11 protein-coding genes and 1 tRNA gene are annotated in these 16180 nt (G+C 65.5%); 8 read left to right on the top strand and 4 right to left on the bottom strand.

Annotated features, from left to right (window positions below):
- Positions 1 to 71: 71 nt before the first annotated feature.
- From pepN to MNQ99_RS09125, 5 genes are all read left to right on the top strand, one after another.
- Positions 72 to 2624, top strand: a complete 2553-nt coding sequence (gene pepN, locus MNQ99_RS09145; protein WP_241915207.1) for an aminopeptidase N — start codon at positions 72 to 74, stop codon at positions 2622 to 2624.
- Positions 2625 to 2954: 330 nt separating this feature from the next.
- Positions 2955 to 5090, top strand: a complete 2136-nt coding sequence (locus MNQ99_RS09140; RefSeq protein WP_241915206.1) for a DUF6541 family protein — start codon at positions 2955 to 2957, stop codon at positions 5088 to 5090.
- Between the two features lie 272 nt (positions 5091 to 5362).
- Complete coding sequence (locus MNQ99_RS09135) at positions 5363 to 7363, top strand: DUF6541 family protein (protein ID WP_241915205.1); 2001 nt, start codon at positions 5363 to 5365, stop codon at positions 7361 to 7363.
- Positions 7364 to 7425: 62 nt separating this feature from the next.
- Positions 7426 to 7899, top strand: coding sequence for an OsmC family protein (locus MNQ99_RS09130; protein ID WP_241915204.1), 474 nt, complete (start codon positions 7426 to 7428; stop codon positions 7897 to 7899).
- Between the two features lie 40 nt (positions 7900 to 7939).
- Positions 7940 to 8467, top strand: coding sequence for a globin (locus MNQ99_RS09125; protein ID WP_277883617.1), 528 nt, complete (start codon positions 7940 to 7942; stop codon positions 8465 to 8467).
- A 10-nt stretch (positions 8468 to 8477) separates the two neighbouring features.
- On the opposite strand, the gene MNQ99_RS09120 is transcribed toward MNQ99_RS09125, so the two are convergent.
- Together MNQ99_RS09120 and MNQ99_RS09115 are read right to left on the bottom strand one after the other, a co-directional pair.
- Entirely contained in the window at positions 8478 to 9152 is a 675-nt protein-coding gene (locus MNQ99_RS09120) for a DUF8185 domain-containing protein (RefSeq protein ID WP_241915203.1), read from the bottom strand.
- On the bottom strand, positions 9149 to 9673 hold the full coding sequence (locus MNQ99_RS09115; RefSeq protein WP_241915202.1) for an acyl-CoA thioesterase: 525 nt from the start codon (positions 9671 to 9673) through the stop codon (positions 9149 to 9151). Before MNQ99_RS09115 ends, MNQ99_RS09120 begins: the two co-directional genes overlap by 4 nt.
- A gap of 155 nt (positions 9674 to 9828) precedes the next feature.
- Between MNQ99_RS09115 and MNQ99_RS09110 the strand changes: the two genes are divergently transcribed.
- Positions 9829 to 10716: an acyl-CoA thioesterase gene (locus MNQ99_RS09110; protein ID WP_241915201.1), complete on the top strand. Its 888-nt coding sequence runs from the start codon at positions 9829 to 9831 to the stop codon at positions 10714 to 10716.
- A 65-nt stretch (positions 10717 to 10781) separates the two neighbouring features.
- On the opposite strand, the gene ettA is transcribed toward MNQ99_RS09110, so the two are convergent.
- Together ettA and MNQ99_RS09100 are read right to left on the bottom strand one after the other, a co-directional pair.
- Positions 10782 to 12464 carry an energy-dependent translational throttle protein EttA gene (gene ettA, locus MNQ99_RS09105; protein ID WP_241915200.1) on the bottom strand — a complete coding sequence of 561 codons (1683 nt, stop codon included), beginning with the start codon at positions 12462 to 12464 and terminating at the stop codon, positions 10782 to 10784.
- A 92-nt stretch (positions 12465 to 12556) separates the two neighbouring features.
- The gene (locus tag MNQ99_RS09100; protein ID WP_241915199.1) at positions 12557 to 13138 is read right to left on the bottom strand and encodes a single-stranded DNA-binding protein; all 582 of its coding nucleotides are present in this window, start codon (positions 13136 to 13138) and stop codon (positions 12557 to 12559) included.
- Between the two features lie 884 nt (positions 13139 to 14022).
- Here MNQ99_RS09100 and MNQ99_RS09095 point away from each other — a divergent pair.
- Together MNQ99_RS09095 and MNQ99_RS09090 are read left to right on the top strand one after the other, a co-directional pair.
- Positions 14023 to 15849, top strand: a complete 1827-nt coding sequence (locus MNQ99_RS09095) for a cell wall-binding repeat-containing protein (protein ID WP_241915198.1) — start codon at positions 14023 to 14025, stop codon at positions 15847 to 15849.
- A gap of 124 nt (positions 15850 to 15973) precedes the next feature.
- A tRNA-Arg gene (locus tag MNQ99_RS09090) sits at positions 15974 to 16046 on the top strand.
- Positions 16047 to 16180: the final 134 nt, after the last annotated feature.

Raw genomic sequence — 16180 nt, 5'->3', positions numbered from 1 at the left:
CAGATTCCCGGCACTTCCGACCGGTCCTTCACCCAAGGACACCCGTACTTCTGGAGGCGATCTTGCCAGGTTTGAATCTCACCCGTGACGAAGCGCGGGCCCGCGCCGAACTGCTCAACGTCGAGTCGTACGACGTCACGCTGGACCTCACCCGCGGCGCCAAGGTTTTCGGCTCGCGCACCGTGGTCACCTTCACCGCCACCGCGGGCGGCTCCACCTTCATCGACGCCGTCACGGACACCGTCCGCTCGGTCACGCTCAACGGCACGGCGCTGGATCCGGACGAGGTCTCCGACGGCGTGCGCATCCAGCTGCCGGAGCTGACCGAGCACAACGTGCTGGAGATCGACGCCGACGCGCTCTACATGAACACCGGCGAGGGCCTGCACCGCTTCGTGGACCCGGTGGACAACGAGGTCTACCTGTACAGCCAGTTCGAGGTCCCCGACTCGCGCCGCATGTTCGCCGTGTTCGAGCAGCCGGACCTGAAGGCGGCCTTCCGCTTCACCGTCACCGCGCCGTCGCACTGGGATGTCATCTCCAACTCCCCCACCCCGGCGCCGCAGCACGTGGGTTCCACGGACGACGGCGGTGCTGCCGCCACCTGGGCGTTCGAGCCCACGCCGCGGATCTCCTCCTACATCACCGCGCTGATCGCCGGCCCGTACCAGTCGGTGCGCAGCGAACTGACCAGCTCCGACGGCCGCACCATCCCGCTGGGCGTGTTCGCGCGCAAGTCGCTGATGGAGTACATGGACGCCGAGAACATCTTCACGCTGACCCGGCAGGGCTTCGAGTTCTACGAGAAGCAGTTCGGCACCCCGTACCCGTTCGCCAAGTACGACCAGCTGTTCGTGCCGGAGTTCAACGCCGGAGCCATGGAGAACGCCGGCGCGGTCACCTTCCTGGAGAACTACGTGTTCCGCTCCCGCCCCACCGACGCCATGGTGGAACGCCGGGCCATCACGGTGCTGCACGAGCTGGCGCACATGTGGTTCGGCGACCTGGTCACCATGCGCTGGTGGAACGACCTGTGGCTGAACGAGTCCTTCGCCGAGTTCATGTCCACGCTGGCCGCCGCCGAGGCCACCGAGTACACGCATGCGTGGACCACGTTCGCGTCGATGGAGAAGTCCTGGGCCTACCGGCAGGACCAGCTGCCCTCCACGCACCCGATCACCGCGGAGATCAAGGACCTGGAGGACGTGCAGGTCAACTTCGACGGCATCACCTACGCCAAGGGCGCCTCGGTGCTGCGCCAGCTGGTGGCCTGGGTGGGCCAGGAGGAGTTCATGGCCGGCGTGCGCGAGTACTTCGGCAAGCATGCCTGGGCCAACACCGAGCTGGCCGACCTGTTGGGCGAACTGGAGGTCTCCAGCGGCCGCGACCTGAAGGATTGGTCCGCCAAGTGGCTGGAAACCGCCGGCGTGAACACCCTCCGGCCGGAAATTTCAACCGACGACGGCGGTGCCATCACCTCGTTCGCGATCCTCCAGTCTGCACCGGAGGGCTACCCGACCATCCGGCCGCACCGCCTCGCCGTCGGCTTCTACAACCTGGATGAGGCGGGCAAGCTGGTGCGCACGCACCGCGAGGAACTGGACGTGGACGGCGAGCGCACCGAGGTGCCGCAACTGGCCGGGCTGGCCCGTCCCGCCCTCATCCTGCTCAACGACGACGACCTGGCCTACGCCAAGATCCGCCTGGACGAGGCCTCGCTGGCCGCCTCCAAGGCCCACCTGAAGGACTTCACCGCGTCGCTGCCGCGCACCCTGGTGCTGGCCTCGGCCTGGGACGCCATCCGCGACGGCGAGACGCCGGCCCGCGAGTACGTGGAGCTGGTGCTGAACAACATCGCCTACGAGTCCGACTCCTCGGTGGTGCTGGTGCTGCTGCGCCAGCTGGCCACCACGCTGACCTTCTACGTGAACCCGGACGACCGCAAGCGGCTGACCATCGCCGCCGCGGACCGGCTCTGGGAACTGGCCGGAGAAGCCGCCGCCGGGTCCGACTCCCAACTGCAGTTCGCCAAGGCCTTCGCCGTGCATGCGCAGACCGAGGGGCAACTGGACACCGTCGCCGCGCTGCTGGACGGCAGCCGGACGCTGGAGGGGCTGACCGTGGACGCCGACCTGCGCTGGGAACTGCTCACCTCGCTGGTGGCCGGCGGACGCCTCGGCCAGGCCGAGATCGACGCCGAACTGGAGCGCGACCACACCGCCACCGGCCAGCGTGCCGCCGCGCTGGCCCAGGCCGCCATCCCCACCGCCGAGGCGAAGGCGGCGGCGTGGGACGCCGTCGTCGTCAAGGGCGACCTGCCCAACGCCACCCAGCAGTCGGTCATCGCCGGCTTCACCCGCGTGCACGACACCGCGCTGCTGGAGCCGTACGCGGCCAAGTACTTCGACGCCATCGAAGACATCTGGAACACGCGCACGCACGAGCTCTCGCAGCAGATCGTGGTGGGGCTCTACCCGTCGCAGCTGACCACCCAGGCCACCGTGGACGCCACGGATGCCTGGCTGGAGAAGCTGGCGGACCGCACGCCCGCGTTGCGCCGACTGGTGCTGGAAAGCCGCGACGGCGTGGTCCGCGCGCTCAAGGCCCAGGCCGCCGACCGGTAACCCTGCCCGGCACGGAACCGCACGCGGCTTAGACACGTCGCTCGTTCCTCGCTCCGCGATGCGCCGCTTAGCGCTCCCGTGCCCGGCCAATCGGTGGTCGACCAAGGCCAGCCTGAGCCTCAACGGTGGTCGATTAAGGCCGCTTGCGGCCGCATGGAGACCCGGCCGCGTGGAGACCCGTCCCGATTCAACACCCACTGCCCGTCGGAACACCAGTTCCGGCGGGCAGTTGCGTTTCCATGCGCTCCGCGGAGGGTACTGTCCGGCAGCCCGACGGATCTACAATTCCACAACAGCCTCCGTGCGAAGGAGTCCGGATGCGCAGCCAGCATGTCCACCGAAACTGTTCCTTCGCTACGTCCGGACAGCGGCGCTGATATGGATGCCTTGACGGTTGCCGGGCAGTTGGCGGTCATGCTGGCTGTGTTCTACCTGCCCGGGTTCCTGGCGCTCCGCGCGCTGCGGCAGCCGGCGATCCGCGCCCTGGTGCTTGCCCCGGCCGCCGGCACCGCGCTGGCCGCGGTCGGCACCATGGTCTGCCTGCTCACCGGCGTGCGCTGGAACCTGCTGTCCGCCACCGTGCTGGCCGCACTGGGCATTGGGCTCTGCTGGCTGACCGGCCGGGCCATCGCTCCGCCCGAAGCCCGCGTCATAGCCGTGCCGCGCTCCGTGAGGTGGATGATGGGGGCGTCGCTGGCCGTCACCGCCCTGGTCCTGGGTTGGGTCATGCTCGAGGCCATGGGCTCGATCCACCGGGTATCGCAGGCGTGGGATCCGACCTACCACGTCAACGTCCTGCAATGGATCAAGGAGAACGGCCAGGCCAGCCCGTGGAGCATCTGGCCGATCTTCGGGGGCGCACCGCCGTCGTTCTATCCCGCCGGCTGGCACGCCGTGGTGTCCCTGGTGCCGGGCGACGTGGTGACGGCGGGCAATTTGTCCTGCCTGGTGATCGGCTGCCTGATGTGGCCGGCCTCGCTCGCGCTGCTCGCCAGGGCGTTGTTCCCGGCGCGGCCGCTGGTCTGGGTCCTGACGCCGCTGGTCGCCTCCTCCATGCTGGCGTTCCCCTTTGTCCAGATGTTCCGCGCCGGCCAGTGGCCCAACGGCTTCGCGGCAGCCCTGCTGCCGGCCATCCTCGCGCTCGGCATCGAGCTGCTGCACAGGGTGCAGGGCAGCAGCACGGCCAGCCCTGCCGTCGAGCGCACTATCAACGCAGACACCGGCCCCGGCGCACGGAAACGCTCCCTGCCGCATGCCAGTCGGCGAAGGACGACGGCGGACCTCGCCGCGCTCGCGATGGTCACCTTCGGGGCCGCCTGGATCCATCCCTCGGCCCTTGCCAGCCTGCTGGTGCTCGGCGGCGTCTATCTGGTCCGCGCCGCAGTCTTCGGGCTGGCCCGCCTGTGGCGAAGCCATCGTGGCCGGTTCGTTGCTGTCATCGGCACGCTGGCGGCGGCAGCTGTCGCCGTCGTCGTCCTCCTGACCCAGTCCCAGCAGCTGGCGGCCGTGATGTCCTATCCGCGCGGCCGCACGGCGGGCTGGGCGGACGCGCTGGTGTGGTTGTTCTTCGACCTGCCGCGCCAGCCGGACAGCGCCGATGCCGTTCCGGGAAGCTACGCCGTCACCGTCGGCGTCCTGATGGTCTGCGGTGCACTGCTGGCGTGCTTCAGCGCCAGGACCTGGCCGGCGGTGGCTGGGATGGCGGCCGCCGTCGTTCTGTTCATCCTGGCTGCGGGGCCGGAGGACCAGCCGTTCCGCTGGCTGACCGGGTTCTGGTACAATGACCCGCCGCGGATCGCCCCGCTGGTCCACATCTTCGGCGTGGTCTTCGCCGCGCTGGCGTTGGAACAGTTGTGCACGCTGCTGGTGCGGCTGGTCCGCCCGCTGCGCACCCGCGTGGGCACCGGGATCCGCACCGCCACCCGTGCCAACCGCCACAAACTGGCAGCCACGGGGCTGGCTTTCGCCGCGCTGGCCGCGGTCTTCGTGACCACCGGCGCCTTCCGGCACAACGTGCGCGTTGACGCGGCCTCCATCCGCTACAGCATCACCGAGCACCGGGACGGGCGGGCGCTGCTGGGCGAAGAGCAGGATTTCATCCGCTCGCTCGGGCCGCTGCTGCCCGGAGACGCCATCGTCATTGGCGACCCGTTCAACGGCCTGCCTTACATCTATTCCCTCACCGGCCACCAGACCGTCTACTTCCAGAACGTCAGCAGCGCGGGCAGCAGCGACAAGGACTACCTGCGCCGGCATTTCCGCAACATCGCATCCGATCCCCGCGTCTGCCCGGCGCTGCAGAGCACCGGCGCCACCTACCTCTACGACGACGAACCGATCCGCGGCTACCAGCACAGCCCCAGGCACCAGTGGCCCGGCTTCCACCGCGTGGACTTTTCCCACGGCTTCCGCCTCATCGCCTCCCACGGCAGCGCGGCGCTCTATGAAATCACCGCCTGCCGCTGACCTCACTTGCCTGCTGTGAGTGCCGTCTTCCCATGAGTGCACGGCCTAGTGGGATGCCCGGTCCTAGCTCTTGAGCTGCCTATACTTGCTTTTGGCCCGCCGTCCGATGCAAGAGGCGGCCGGAACCGGTCGCCCCCGCCGCAGTGCGAATCGACCCCTGTTGGTAAGGAAGTCATGAATCCCGTTCTCCCTGACTCGGCCGAAAGCGTTACCGAAGCCGGCGGGACGAACTTCTACAGGCTATGAGCGTCCTTCACATAGGTGGCCAACTCTTGGCCCTCCTCATTGTTTTCTACGTGCCGGGATATTTAGGGCTCCGAGGACTGCGGCTACCTTCACTCCCGGCGGCTGTCTTGGCTCCAGCGGCGGGCGCGGCCTTTGCCGCAGCCGGAACCATGTTCTGCCTCATATCAGGGCTGCAGTGGAATGGGATTTCTGCCGCAATCGTGGCCGCTCTATGCATCGCCGTCTGCGTTCTCCTCGGTCGCCTGATCGCAGCGCCGAGTGATCCTCCGAATTCACCGATTTCAAGATTTTTCAAACTTCTGGTCGCAGGCTCGTTGGTTGCCGCGGCCACCATCATCGGTGCCGTTCAGGTCGGTTCCATGGGCGAGTTGGATCGTGTCGCGCAGGCCTGGGACCCCACCTATCACGTCAACGTCCTGCAATGGATCAAGGACAATGGCCAAGCAAGCCCCTGGAGCATTTGGCCGATCTTTGGAGGTGCTCCGCCGTCGTTCTATCCGTCCGGCTGGCACGCAATGGTCGCGCTGGTACCCGGCAGTGTGGTTGTTTCGGGCAATCTTTCCGTCCTCATTATCGGTTGCCTCGTGTGGCCCACATCGATGTGCCTCCTCTCCCGAGCGCTATTCCCCAACAAGCCGGTTGTTTGGATAGCGACGCCAATCGTTGCAGCCTCGCTCCTGGCCTTTCCGTTCGTCCAGATGGGACGCAGCGGTCAGTGGCCGAACTCGTTCGCCACCGCTCTGCTGCCAGCGATCCTTGCGTTGGGAATCGAAATGCAATTCCGGAGCAGGGTCAGGTGGACTGCCGATGCAGTGCTTCCAGGGCGCCATATGACCCACCGCACAATTGCCGATCGTCGGGGAACCATAGCCAGGCTTGTCTCACTCATGATCGTCACGGCCGGCGCTGTGTGGATACATCCCTCAGCGTTGTTTGCCCTGTTGGCTCTGGGCGGGCTCTATATGGTCAGATTCAGCGTGCTCTGGTGCCGCGGAATCTGGCTAAGGAACCAGATGCAAGGCGTGCTCCTGACGTCCAGCCTGATCGCTGCCAGCGTTATGACCGCCATCGTGCTCGTCAATTCGGACATTCTCGCGGGCGTAATAGGCTATCCACGCCGCGCCATAGCGGGGTGGGAAGATGCGTTGACATGGGTTGTATTCGATTTGCCGCGTCCACCCGATCATGAGGACGCCACTGCCGACAGTTATGGGATTGTGGTCGGCGTCCTGATGATTATTGGTACAGCTTTAGCCCTTCTCATGCCGAGGGCAAGGCCTGCAGTGGGCGGGATGGCCATTTCCGTTCTTCTGTTCGTGTTTGCGGCGGGTCCAGAGGGTCCCTTCCGTTGGTTGAGCGGGATTTGGTACAAGGATCCGCCAAGGCTGGCGCCGCTGGTATTGATTTTCGGATGTGTCTTCGCCGCTTTCGCACTTGAGTCGGTCTTACATCGGATCCTCCGCAGCTTCCGGCCGATTAGGCGGCGCGAACGGCTTCTTCAACCGATGACGGCCGCAGTTTGCATTGGCGTACTCGCGATCACTTTTGTAGCCTCGTCCTCGTTCCGTTACGAGTTCCGAGTGACTGCGGCCGGCGCCCCCTACTCGACCACACCCGGCGCGTCTGGGCGCGGCCTGGTTGGAGCCGAACAAGAGTTCATTAAGTCCTTCGGCCCTTTGCTGCCCGAAGGCGCGATTGTAATTGGGGATCCTTTCAACGGTTTGCCGTACATCTATTCGTTGACAGGGCACCAAGTCGTCTACTTCCAGATGGTGATGACTTCCGGCAGCGCCGACAAGCACTATCTCCGGCACCACTTCCACGACATCAACAAAGACCCGAAGGTCTGCGATGCACTGAACCGACTGGGGGCAACCCACCTCTACGACGATCAACTCATCCGGGCACACCAATCGAACGGCAGTCTAAAATGGCCCGGTTTCAAGGACATAGACTTTTCCCACGGCTTCCGACAAATCTCGTCCCAAGGCAGCACCGCGCTCTATGAAATCACTGCCTGCCGTTGAGCCCTCGACGCGCACGAGGTCCAGGCGGGTGCGCCTGCGGAGGTGCGGGGTTTAATGGCCCCATGGACCTCTCCCAGCACCACTACTCAATTTCGCTCCACTGGACCGGCAACCGGGGCGACGGCACGGCCAGCTACCGCGGCTACGGGCGCGACCACGTAGTCCGCGCGGCGGGCCTGCCGGACTTGGCCGGAACCGCCGATCCGACCTTCCACGGCGACAAGGACCGCTGGAACCCGGAACAGTTGCTGCTGACCGCGCTGTCCCAGTGCCACATGCTCTCCTACCTGCACGTCGCGGTGAAGAACGGCATCGTCGTGACCGCCTATGACGACGACGCCGAGGGCACCTTGCACCTGAACCGGGACGGCAGCGGCGAATTCACCTCCGTGACGCTCAGGCCGCGCGTTGTCATCTCAGATGCCGGGCAGTCCGAGCTCGCCCAGCGGCTGCACGAGGACGCCAACAAGGTCTGTTTCATTGCGCGCAGCGTGAACTTCCCGGTCCTGCACGAACCGCTGGTTGTCCCCGGCTGAGACAATGGTTGCTGACAGCACCAGCGAACAGAGACCATCGATGACCGAAATTCCCCAGAACCCAGCACAGCCCGCCTCCCCCGCCGCGTCGACGCAACCGGCCGAGGGTACGGCCATTCCGTCCCGCTTCGGCCAGCCGCTGGCCACCCTGACCCCGGCCCCGGCGGCCGCGAACGCGTTCAAGCAGCCCGAGTACACGGAGAACTTCTACAACGCCGTCGGCGGCCACGAGACGTTCGTGAAGCTGGTGGACGCGTTCTACGACGGCATCGCCGTAGACGACGTGCTCCGGAAGATGTACCCCGAAGAGGACCTGGGACCGGCCAAGGTCCGGATGCGGATGTTCCTCGAGCAGTACTGGGGCGGCCCGGGCACCTACAGCGAACAGCGCGGCCACCCGCGGCTGCGGATGCGGCACCAGCCCTTCAAGGTGGACTTCGACGCCCGCGACCGCTGGCTGTCGCACATGCGCCGGGCGGTCGATTCGCTGGAGCTGCCGCCGCTCCACGAGCAGACGCTCTGGGACTACCTCGAACGCGCCGCCCACTCCATGGTCAACAGCGCCTAAGCAGCTCTGCCTAGAGCGAGGCGCCGCTGCGCACCAGCACGTGCCCGCGGCCGGTGCTCACCCGCAGCCACCGGCCGTTCCGGTACACCGCTGCCGGGTTCCCGTCCAGGAAGCCCAGCGTCAGCGCAGCAAACGCCGCCCCGGAAGGGATCTCGACGTCGGCCGGCAGCCCGCCGGTGCTCGGCAGCGGCCTGCTCCACACGGTGCCGCGGGCGTTGTTGACCATCAGTTGCCCCGGACTCTCCGGCAGCGCTTCGGAGACCTGCCGGATCCCGTCCCGGGCGGCTTCCTCCAACACTGCGGACTCCAGCACGCCGGCGTGTTCCCAGCCGGAACGCGGCGGCAGCACCCCTGTCCACGATTCGGTGACCCTGGTCGGCGGAACGGTCAGGCCGGTTTCCTGAGTCCCCATCCTGGCCAGCCGGTCCCCGACCGCACCCAACGGGACCGTCTCCTCGACCGCGGCCGGCGCAGCCAGCGGCATCACCCGCAGGCCCAGGATGGTCGGCGTCGACTCGCCCAGGATCCGCGGCCGCATCAAACACACGTACGCGGCCAGCACGCTGCCGAAGGCCTGCAGGTGGATGGAGCTTTCTCCGGCGGCGCGGGCCCGGCTGACGTAGGTCTTCAAGTCCGCCGCAACCTGCACATCGGCCAGCTGCAGAACGGGCGTTCCGGCGGTCACTGTGAGGCCTCCCGTCCGGCGCCGGCGGCCTGAGTGCTGCTGCGGAACGGAACCGGCGGCCCTGCCCATCGCTGCAGGGCAGCGCGGTAGCCGTCCGGCAGCGGCACCGGCCGTCCCGTGGCGGCAGCCGCCAGCACCATGGTGGACGCGCCCAGCGCATGCACGGTGCCGGTCTGGTCCTGATCGACGACGGCGTAGCCCAGGTCGAAGCTGGAGTTGCCGATCCGTGTCACCCACACGCCCACATGCACCGGTTCGGTCCGGAACTCCAGCGGGACCCGGTACTCGATTTCCTGCCGGCCCACCAGCGTCTGGTTGTCGGTGCCGGCCAGCTCACGCAGTGTTGCGCCCGGCTCCCCGCCGGCTGGTGCCGGAAGTTCCGGCCGCAACAGTTGCAGCAGCACCCGGGCCGTTTCCAGATACCCCAGGTAGGTCACATTGTTCACGTGGCCATAGGAATCAATGTCGCTGAACCGTAGCTGGATCGGGAAACGCGGGGCATTCGGCGGAACAGTAGGCATGCTGCCATCTTCTCAAAGCGCGGCAGCCGCCACGAACCCGCACCTCGCCGGCGGGCCTACCCTGCCCCTTCCAGCCACGCGGGAGTTGAGTGGTTGACGGGTGCGAACTACTGTCGGAGATGTTCGTACCCGCGGGTAACCGGCAAGGAGAGCAGATGACCGCCATTGAGGAACACGCCGATCCGACGGCGGTGTTGCTGGAACTGCTGGACCTTTCCGACGCCGACGGCGCCCACACGGATGAGGAAATCTTCGTCGGCGTCTCCGAAAAGCAACCGCGCGGGCGGGTGTTCGGCGGCCAGGTGCTGGCCCAGTCGGTCATCGCGGCCCAGCGGACGGTGGAACCGGACCGGCCGATCCACTCCATGCACGGGTACTTCCTGCGTGCCGGCGACGCCGACCTACCGATCACCTTCGGCGTCGAACGACTGCGCGACGGACGCTCCTTCTCCGCCCGCCGCACCCATGCCTACCAAAACGGCATGCCGATCCTGTCGATGATCGCCTCGTTCCAGACGCCCGCCGACGGACTGGAACATCAGGAAGACTTCCCCGACGGCATCCCGGATCCGGAAACCCTGCCGAGCACCGCTGATCTGCTGGGCAAGGTGGACCATCCCGTGGCCAAGCACATGGCCTACCACCGGCCGTTCGACGTCCGCCACGTCCAGGACGCCCTCTACATCCAGGCCAAGGGCGAACGCCAGGCCGTCAACGCCGTCTGGATGAAGACCAAGGGACCGCTGCCCGACGACCAGGGCCTGCACCGTGCCGCGCTGGCCTTCGGCAGCGACTACACCCTACTGGAACCCATCCTTCGCCAACACGGCGTCAGCTGGGTGACGCCCGGCATGAGCGTGGCCAGCCTGGACCACGCCATGTGGTGGCACCGGCCGGTGCGGGTGGACGACTGGCTGCTCTACGTCCAGTCCTCCCCCAGCGCCTCCGGCGCCCGTGGCCTCGCCGTCGGCAAAATCTTCAACCGCAACCGCGAACTCGTCGCCACCGTCGCCCAGGAAGGCATGATCCGCATCCCGGAGTAGGCAGCGAAAGACCGAGGGCCGGGGTCCCGCAGTTGCGGGACCCCGGCCCTCTTTGGTCCGTGCGACTAGTCGCGGGTCAGGCGACGGTGCGTCACGCGGTGCGGCTTGGCCGCATCCGGTCCCAGGCGCTCGATCTTGTTCTGCTCATAGGAATCGAAGTTGCCCTCGAACCAGTACCAGTTCGCCGGTTCTTCTTCGGTGCCCTCGTAGGCCAGGATGTGGGTGGCCACCCGGTCCAGGAACCAGCGGTCGTGCGAAACCACCACGGCGCAGCCGGGGAATTCCAGCAGCGCGTTTTCCAAGCTGGACAGCGTTTCCACGTCCAGATCGTTGGTCGGTTCGTCGAGCAGCAGCAGGTTGCCGCCCTGCTTCAAGGTCATGGCCAGATTCAGCCGGTTTCGTTCACCGCCGGAGAGTACGCCGGCCTTCTTCTGCTGGTCCGGGCCCTTGAACCCGAAGGCGGAGACATAGGCGCGGGACGGCATTTCGACCTGGCCCACTTGGATGTGGTCCAGTCCGTCGGAGACAACCTCCCACAGTGTCTTGTTCGGGTCGATGCCGCCGCGGGACTGGTCAACGTAGGAGATCTTCACTGAATCGCCGATCTTCAGCTCGCCGCCGTCCAACGATTCGAGGCCGACGATGGTCTTGAAAAGCGTGGTCTTGCCGACGCCGTTCGGACCGATCACACCGACGATGCCGTTACGCGGGAGCGAGAAGGACAGCCCGTTAATCAGCTCGCGGTCGCCGAACCCCTTGCGAAGGTCGCTCGCCTCGATAACCAGCTGGCCCAGCCGCGGTCCCGGCGGAATCTGGATCTCCTCGAAGTCCAGCTTCCGCGTGCGCTCGGCCTCGGCAGCCATTTCCTCGTAGCGCGCCAGACGGGCCTTGGACTTGGTCTGCCGACCCTTGGCGTTGGAACGGACCCAGTCCAGTTCCTCTGACAGGCGCTTAGCCAGCTTTTGGTCTTTCTTGCCCTGGACTTCCAGCCGGGCACGCTTCTTCTCCAGGTAGGTGGAGTAGTTGCCTTCGTACGGATACAGGTGGCCGCGGTCCACTTCGGCGATCCATTCGGCAACGTGGTCCAGGAAGTACCGGTCGTGAGTCACGGCCAGGACGGCACCTGCGTACGACTTCAGGTGCTGTTCCAGCCACAGCACGCTTTCGGCGTCCAAGTGGTTGGTGGGCTCGTCGAGCAGCAGCAGGTCTGGCTTCTGCAGCAGCAGCTTACACAGCGCCACCCGGCGCCGCTCACCGCCGGAGAGCACGGTCACGTCGGCGTCGCCTGGTGGGCAGCGCAGGGCATCCATGGCCTGCTCCAGCTGCGAGTCGATGTCCCATGCATCGGCGGCGTCGATCGCCTCCTGCAGCTTGCCCATCTCCTCCAGCAGCGCATCGTAGTCGGCGTCAGGGCTGGCCATCTCTTCGGATATCTCGTTGAAGCGCTGGATCTTCCCGTAAATCTCGCCGACGCCTTCCTGGACGTTGCCCAAGACCGTCTTTTCCTCGTTCAGAGGCGGCTCCTGAAGCAGGATGCCCACGGTGTAGCCGGGGCTGAGCCGGGCCTCGCCGTTGGACGGGGTGTCCAGCCCGGCCATGATCTTCAGGATCGTGGACTTGCCAGCGCCGTTCGGGCCGACGACGCCGATCTTGGCACCGGGGAAGAACGACATGCTCACGTCGTCCAGAATGACTTTGTCGCCAACGGCCTTGCGGGCCTTGGTCATCGTGTAAATGAATTCCGCCATGCCCCCAAGGCTAGTCGGTGCGCCCCGCGATCACACATTCAGCTCAACTGCCATCCGGTGGCGGCCGGGCGCCGCCGCCCGCCACCGGACACTCAGCTGGCAATCGGCAAGTCCGCCCCGCTTTCCCTGGCATCGCCGGTAGGCTCGTCATCCGGTGGGACCATGGCTGGTTGGCCCGTTTCCAGCGTGTCTCCGCCGCCCGACCCCGGACTCGCGTCTGCCGACTGCGGATCCACCAAGGCCATCGAGCGGTAGTCCGCACTTGATTGCTGCCCGTCCTGACCATCCGGCGGGGCGGCACCCATTGGCGCCGCGGTCCAGTTCTTGATGAATTCAGCGGTGCCCCGGCGTAAATCGTGCCCGATCGAATCGGCGTCGATCTCCGGAGACGTACCGCGGCGGCCGTCCTGCAGCTCCCACTGGCGCAGTTTCAGCTTGCCGGTGACCACCACGGGATCGCCCTTGGACAGGCTCCGCCACAGGTTTTCGGCCAATCCACGGAAAGCCTGGACCGTGTACCAGTTGGTCACGCCCTTGACCCACTCGCCGGTGTCCCGGTTCAGCCAATCCCCCGACGACGCCAGCCTGAACTCGGCCACCGCGTCACCCTTCTTGGTCCGCTTCCGCTGCACCTCCGTGCCGAGTACGCCGCGGACCGTGATGTAGTCGCTCATCTCCTGCCTCCGATCTGTCTGTCGCCGGCGGGGGCGCCGGCACCCGCCACTCTTCCCGAACAGGACGTGCCACAGAAGTTGCCGGAGCGTGGCTGTGGAAGGGTGGTGGAGCGGCGGCCTCTGTGTAGGAGCGGATGTCCTTGCTTCGGCCCCCGCCCCGGCTCCCCGAGGCCAACGACTGAAGCAGGTGTCCGATCCTGAAACCACCCAGGACGTCAAACCCCGTGGGGTCACAATGCGAGCGGATGACGATGTACATCTGGCCGGGAACCCCTCGCACATAGCGCCACGGCTAATTTTCCGATCTACAAGATTAACTTTTGGAGGTTTTCCGTTTGACACGGCGATCAGGCCAACGACGTGGGCCGCTTTGAGGCTAGGGTGAATCGATATCGCGCCAAAGACCCAACCCTTTTCATTGTCGCGTCCTGCCTATAGCGAGACTCCGGAGAACGACACCTATGGCTCATGGTCAAACACAGGTCAACGACAGCCGCTTCCCCTTACGGCGCAAACTCGTGACAGGTTGCACAGCGCTACTGCTGCTCTTCCCATTGGGTCCGCCACCGGCGTCGGCCGCAGAAACGGAGGCTCCGAGATCCTTCGTAACTTCGCACGAGGCCCCCGGCACTCCGCCAGAAGCGGCACCCGTGAATGCCCCCTCCACACCGGCCACTCCAACGGCGACCGTTACCGGCGCGCCCACGGAACCGGCGCTCCGGGATGCCGCCACGGAAGCAACGCCTCAAACAGAGACTCCGCCGCCTGCCCGAGGCGGAAACAATGGTCCGTCGCCTACAACTGAGGAAGACGCTGCCGGTAGCCGTGAAGAAGGCGGGGAGATCCCTTTCGACGACATGTCTCCCGGGCAGATCCAAGAACTCATGAAGGCGCTGTACGGAGAACGCGGCGCCGCCATGGGCAAGGGAGAGGAGCTAGCCGAGGAGAACGCAGCAAGACTGGACGATCCCGGAGAACAGCAAAAGCTCGACGAAACGCTCGAAGCTCTCGATATCGAACGCACGATGTCCGTTCAGGCCCTAACCGCAACCGCCCCCGCCCCAGCGGACAAATGGCGTCCCGCTGGGATTCAAGGCATTGACGTCAGCAATTGGCAGGGCGCAAACATCAATTGGCAGGATCAATACGACAAAGGGATCCGCTTTGCCTATGCCAAAAGCACGGAAGGCAACTACTTTACGGACAAGACGTTCGCCAATAATTACACCCGTGGGTATCGGGCCGGCATCATCCGAGGCGCCTACCATTTCGCCATTCCGAGGGTCTCTACAGGCAGGGCGCAAGCGGAATTCATGCTCAAGAACGGCGGAGGCTGGTCCGCCGACGGGCTCACGTTGCCGCCTCTTTTGGACATCGAACACAACCCTTACTCGGAACTGTACGGAAACATGTGTTACGACATGTCCGCCACGTCGCTGGTGAATTGGATCAAGGATTTCTCGAACACCATCAAAGCTAAGACCGGACGGCTGCCGGCTATTTACACAACTGCAAGTTGGTGGAACAAGTGCACGGGTAATAGCACGGCATTCAATAATCATCCGCTACACGTGGCGGGCTACCCCATCGCCGGCTGGCCCGCCACGGACGCGCCGACGATCCCAAACGGCTGGAAGACCTGGGACATCTGGCAGTACAGCTCCACCGGGCCCTTCATCGGCGACTCCAATGTCTGGCGTGGCAGCCTTGCCCAGTTGAAGTCTTTCGCGAAGAACGCAAGCTTCAAGTCAGGTGCCCGGATTACTAAATCGATTACAACGCCGGGGACTTCACGCCTCGCGGGCTCTGACCGCTACGCAACAGCTGTCGCCATTTCACAGCGCTCTTTCAATCCGGGCGTGGACAGTGCGTTTATAGCCTCCGGCGCGGGCTATGCCGATGCCCTGGCGGGCGGACCGGCGGCAGCTCACAAAGCAGGCCCTGTCCTATTTGTCTCACCTAACGGGATACCGTCAGTGGTTAAAAACGAGCTCAATCGTTTGAAGCCACGAACAATCTATATTCTCGGTGGAACCGGCGCCGTCAGCTCCGGCGTGAAGCGGTCCCTCCAGCAAATTGCCACCGTCAAGCGAATCGGCGGCGCCGATCGGTATGAGACGGCTTCGAATCTGGTGGACCACGTCTGGGGCACCGCCCACACCATTTATGTCGCTTCAGGGGCGGATTACCCGGATGCCCTGGCCGGCGGCGCCGCTGCGGGTGGTCAAGGTGCGCCCGTCCTGATGACCATGCCCAACGGCCTGCCCAATCCGACGGCAGCAACGATAAAACGCCTGAAGCCCTCCCGCGTCGTCGTCCTCGGTGGCACCGGTGCGGTTTCGAAGAAGGTGGCAGGACAGATCGCATCAGCGCTGAAGTCTGTTGGCGTCAGCGCGTCGCAGATCCGCTATGCAGGTTCGGACCGCTACGACACAGCGGCGAAGGTGGCCCGCGGCGAGTTCCCCGCAACGCAGTGGCGCATCATGTACGCGTCCGGGCTGGACTATCCTGACGCATTGGCCAGCGCTCCTGCCGCCGCGGTTAACGGGGCACCGATCCTCCTAACCCGGGCAACATGCTCGCCTGACACGGTCGCCAAGGCATCAGCGGCTTTCAGTGGCGCACTATCGTCCTACGGTGTTTCCCCCGTGCGCATTATCGCGGGCGGATCCGGTGTAGTGACAACCGCGGCACCGACGAAGCGTTGCTGACCGCGCCCGCTCGCGAGGATTCTACGGAGAAGCCAAGCCTGCGTGGGCTCAACGGCTTGATAGAGTAAATGGTGGATTTGGCCCGATCCGCGCGGCAACGCGCTGGCCCGGGATAAATGCACCAGCCTCGGTAGCTCAGCGGATAGAGCAGGAGCCTTCTAATCTCTTGGTCGCAGGTTCGATTCCTGTCCGGGGCACAATAATAACTGGCCGTCCTCGCGGCGGCGCCTACTGGTATTTCGGTGTCATCAATCCGGCTGGCTTGCTCGGCGTCATCACGTGCCTGGTGGTTCTGGAGACCCCGCGCACTTCATCGCTGGCCGGGATTCCG

Source organism: Arthrobacter sulfonylureivorans, assembly GCF_022637435.1.
GTDB lineage: Bacteria > Actinomycetota > Actinomycetes > Actinomycetales > Micrococcaceae > Crystallibacter > Crystallibacter sulfonylureivorans.
This window is presented reverse-complemented; position numbering and strand designations above follow the sequence as displayed.

Bases quoted from the DNA above. Each gene is read 5' to 3' on its own strand.
- MNQ99_RS09140 (WP_241915206.1), top strand. From the start codon at position 2,955: ATGTCCACCGAAACTGTTCCTTCGCTACGTCCGGACAGCGGCGCTGAT.
- MNQ99_RS09130 (WP_241915204.1), top strand. From the start codon at position 7,426: ATGGACCTCTCCCAGCACCACTACTCAATTTCGCTCCACTGGACCGGC.
- MNQ99_RS09125 (WP_277883617.1), top strand. From the start codon at position 7,940: ATGACCGAAATTCCCCAGAACCCAGCACAGCCCGCCTCCCCCGCCGCG.
- MNQ99_RS09115 (WP_241915202.1), bottom strand. From the start codon at position 9,673: ATGCCTACTGTTCCGCCGAATGCCCCGCGTTTCCCGATCCAGCTACGG.
- MNQ99_RS09110 (WP_241915201.1), top strand. From the start codon at position 9,829: ATGACCGCCATTGAGGAACACGCCGATCCGACGGCGGTGTTGCTGGAA.
- ettA (WP_241915200.1), bottom strand. From the start codon at position 12,464: ATGGCGGAATTCATTTACACGATGACCAAGGCCCGCAAGGCCGTTGGC.
- MNQ99_RS09100 (WP_241915199.1), bottom strand. From the start codon at position 13,138: ATGAGCGACTACATCACGGTCCGCGGCGTACTCGGCACGGAGGTGCAG.
- MNQ99_RS09095 (WP_241915198.1), top strand. From the start codon at position 14,023: ATGAAGGCGCTGTACGGAGAACGCGGCGCCGCCATGGGCAAGGGAGAG.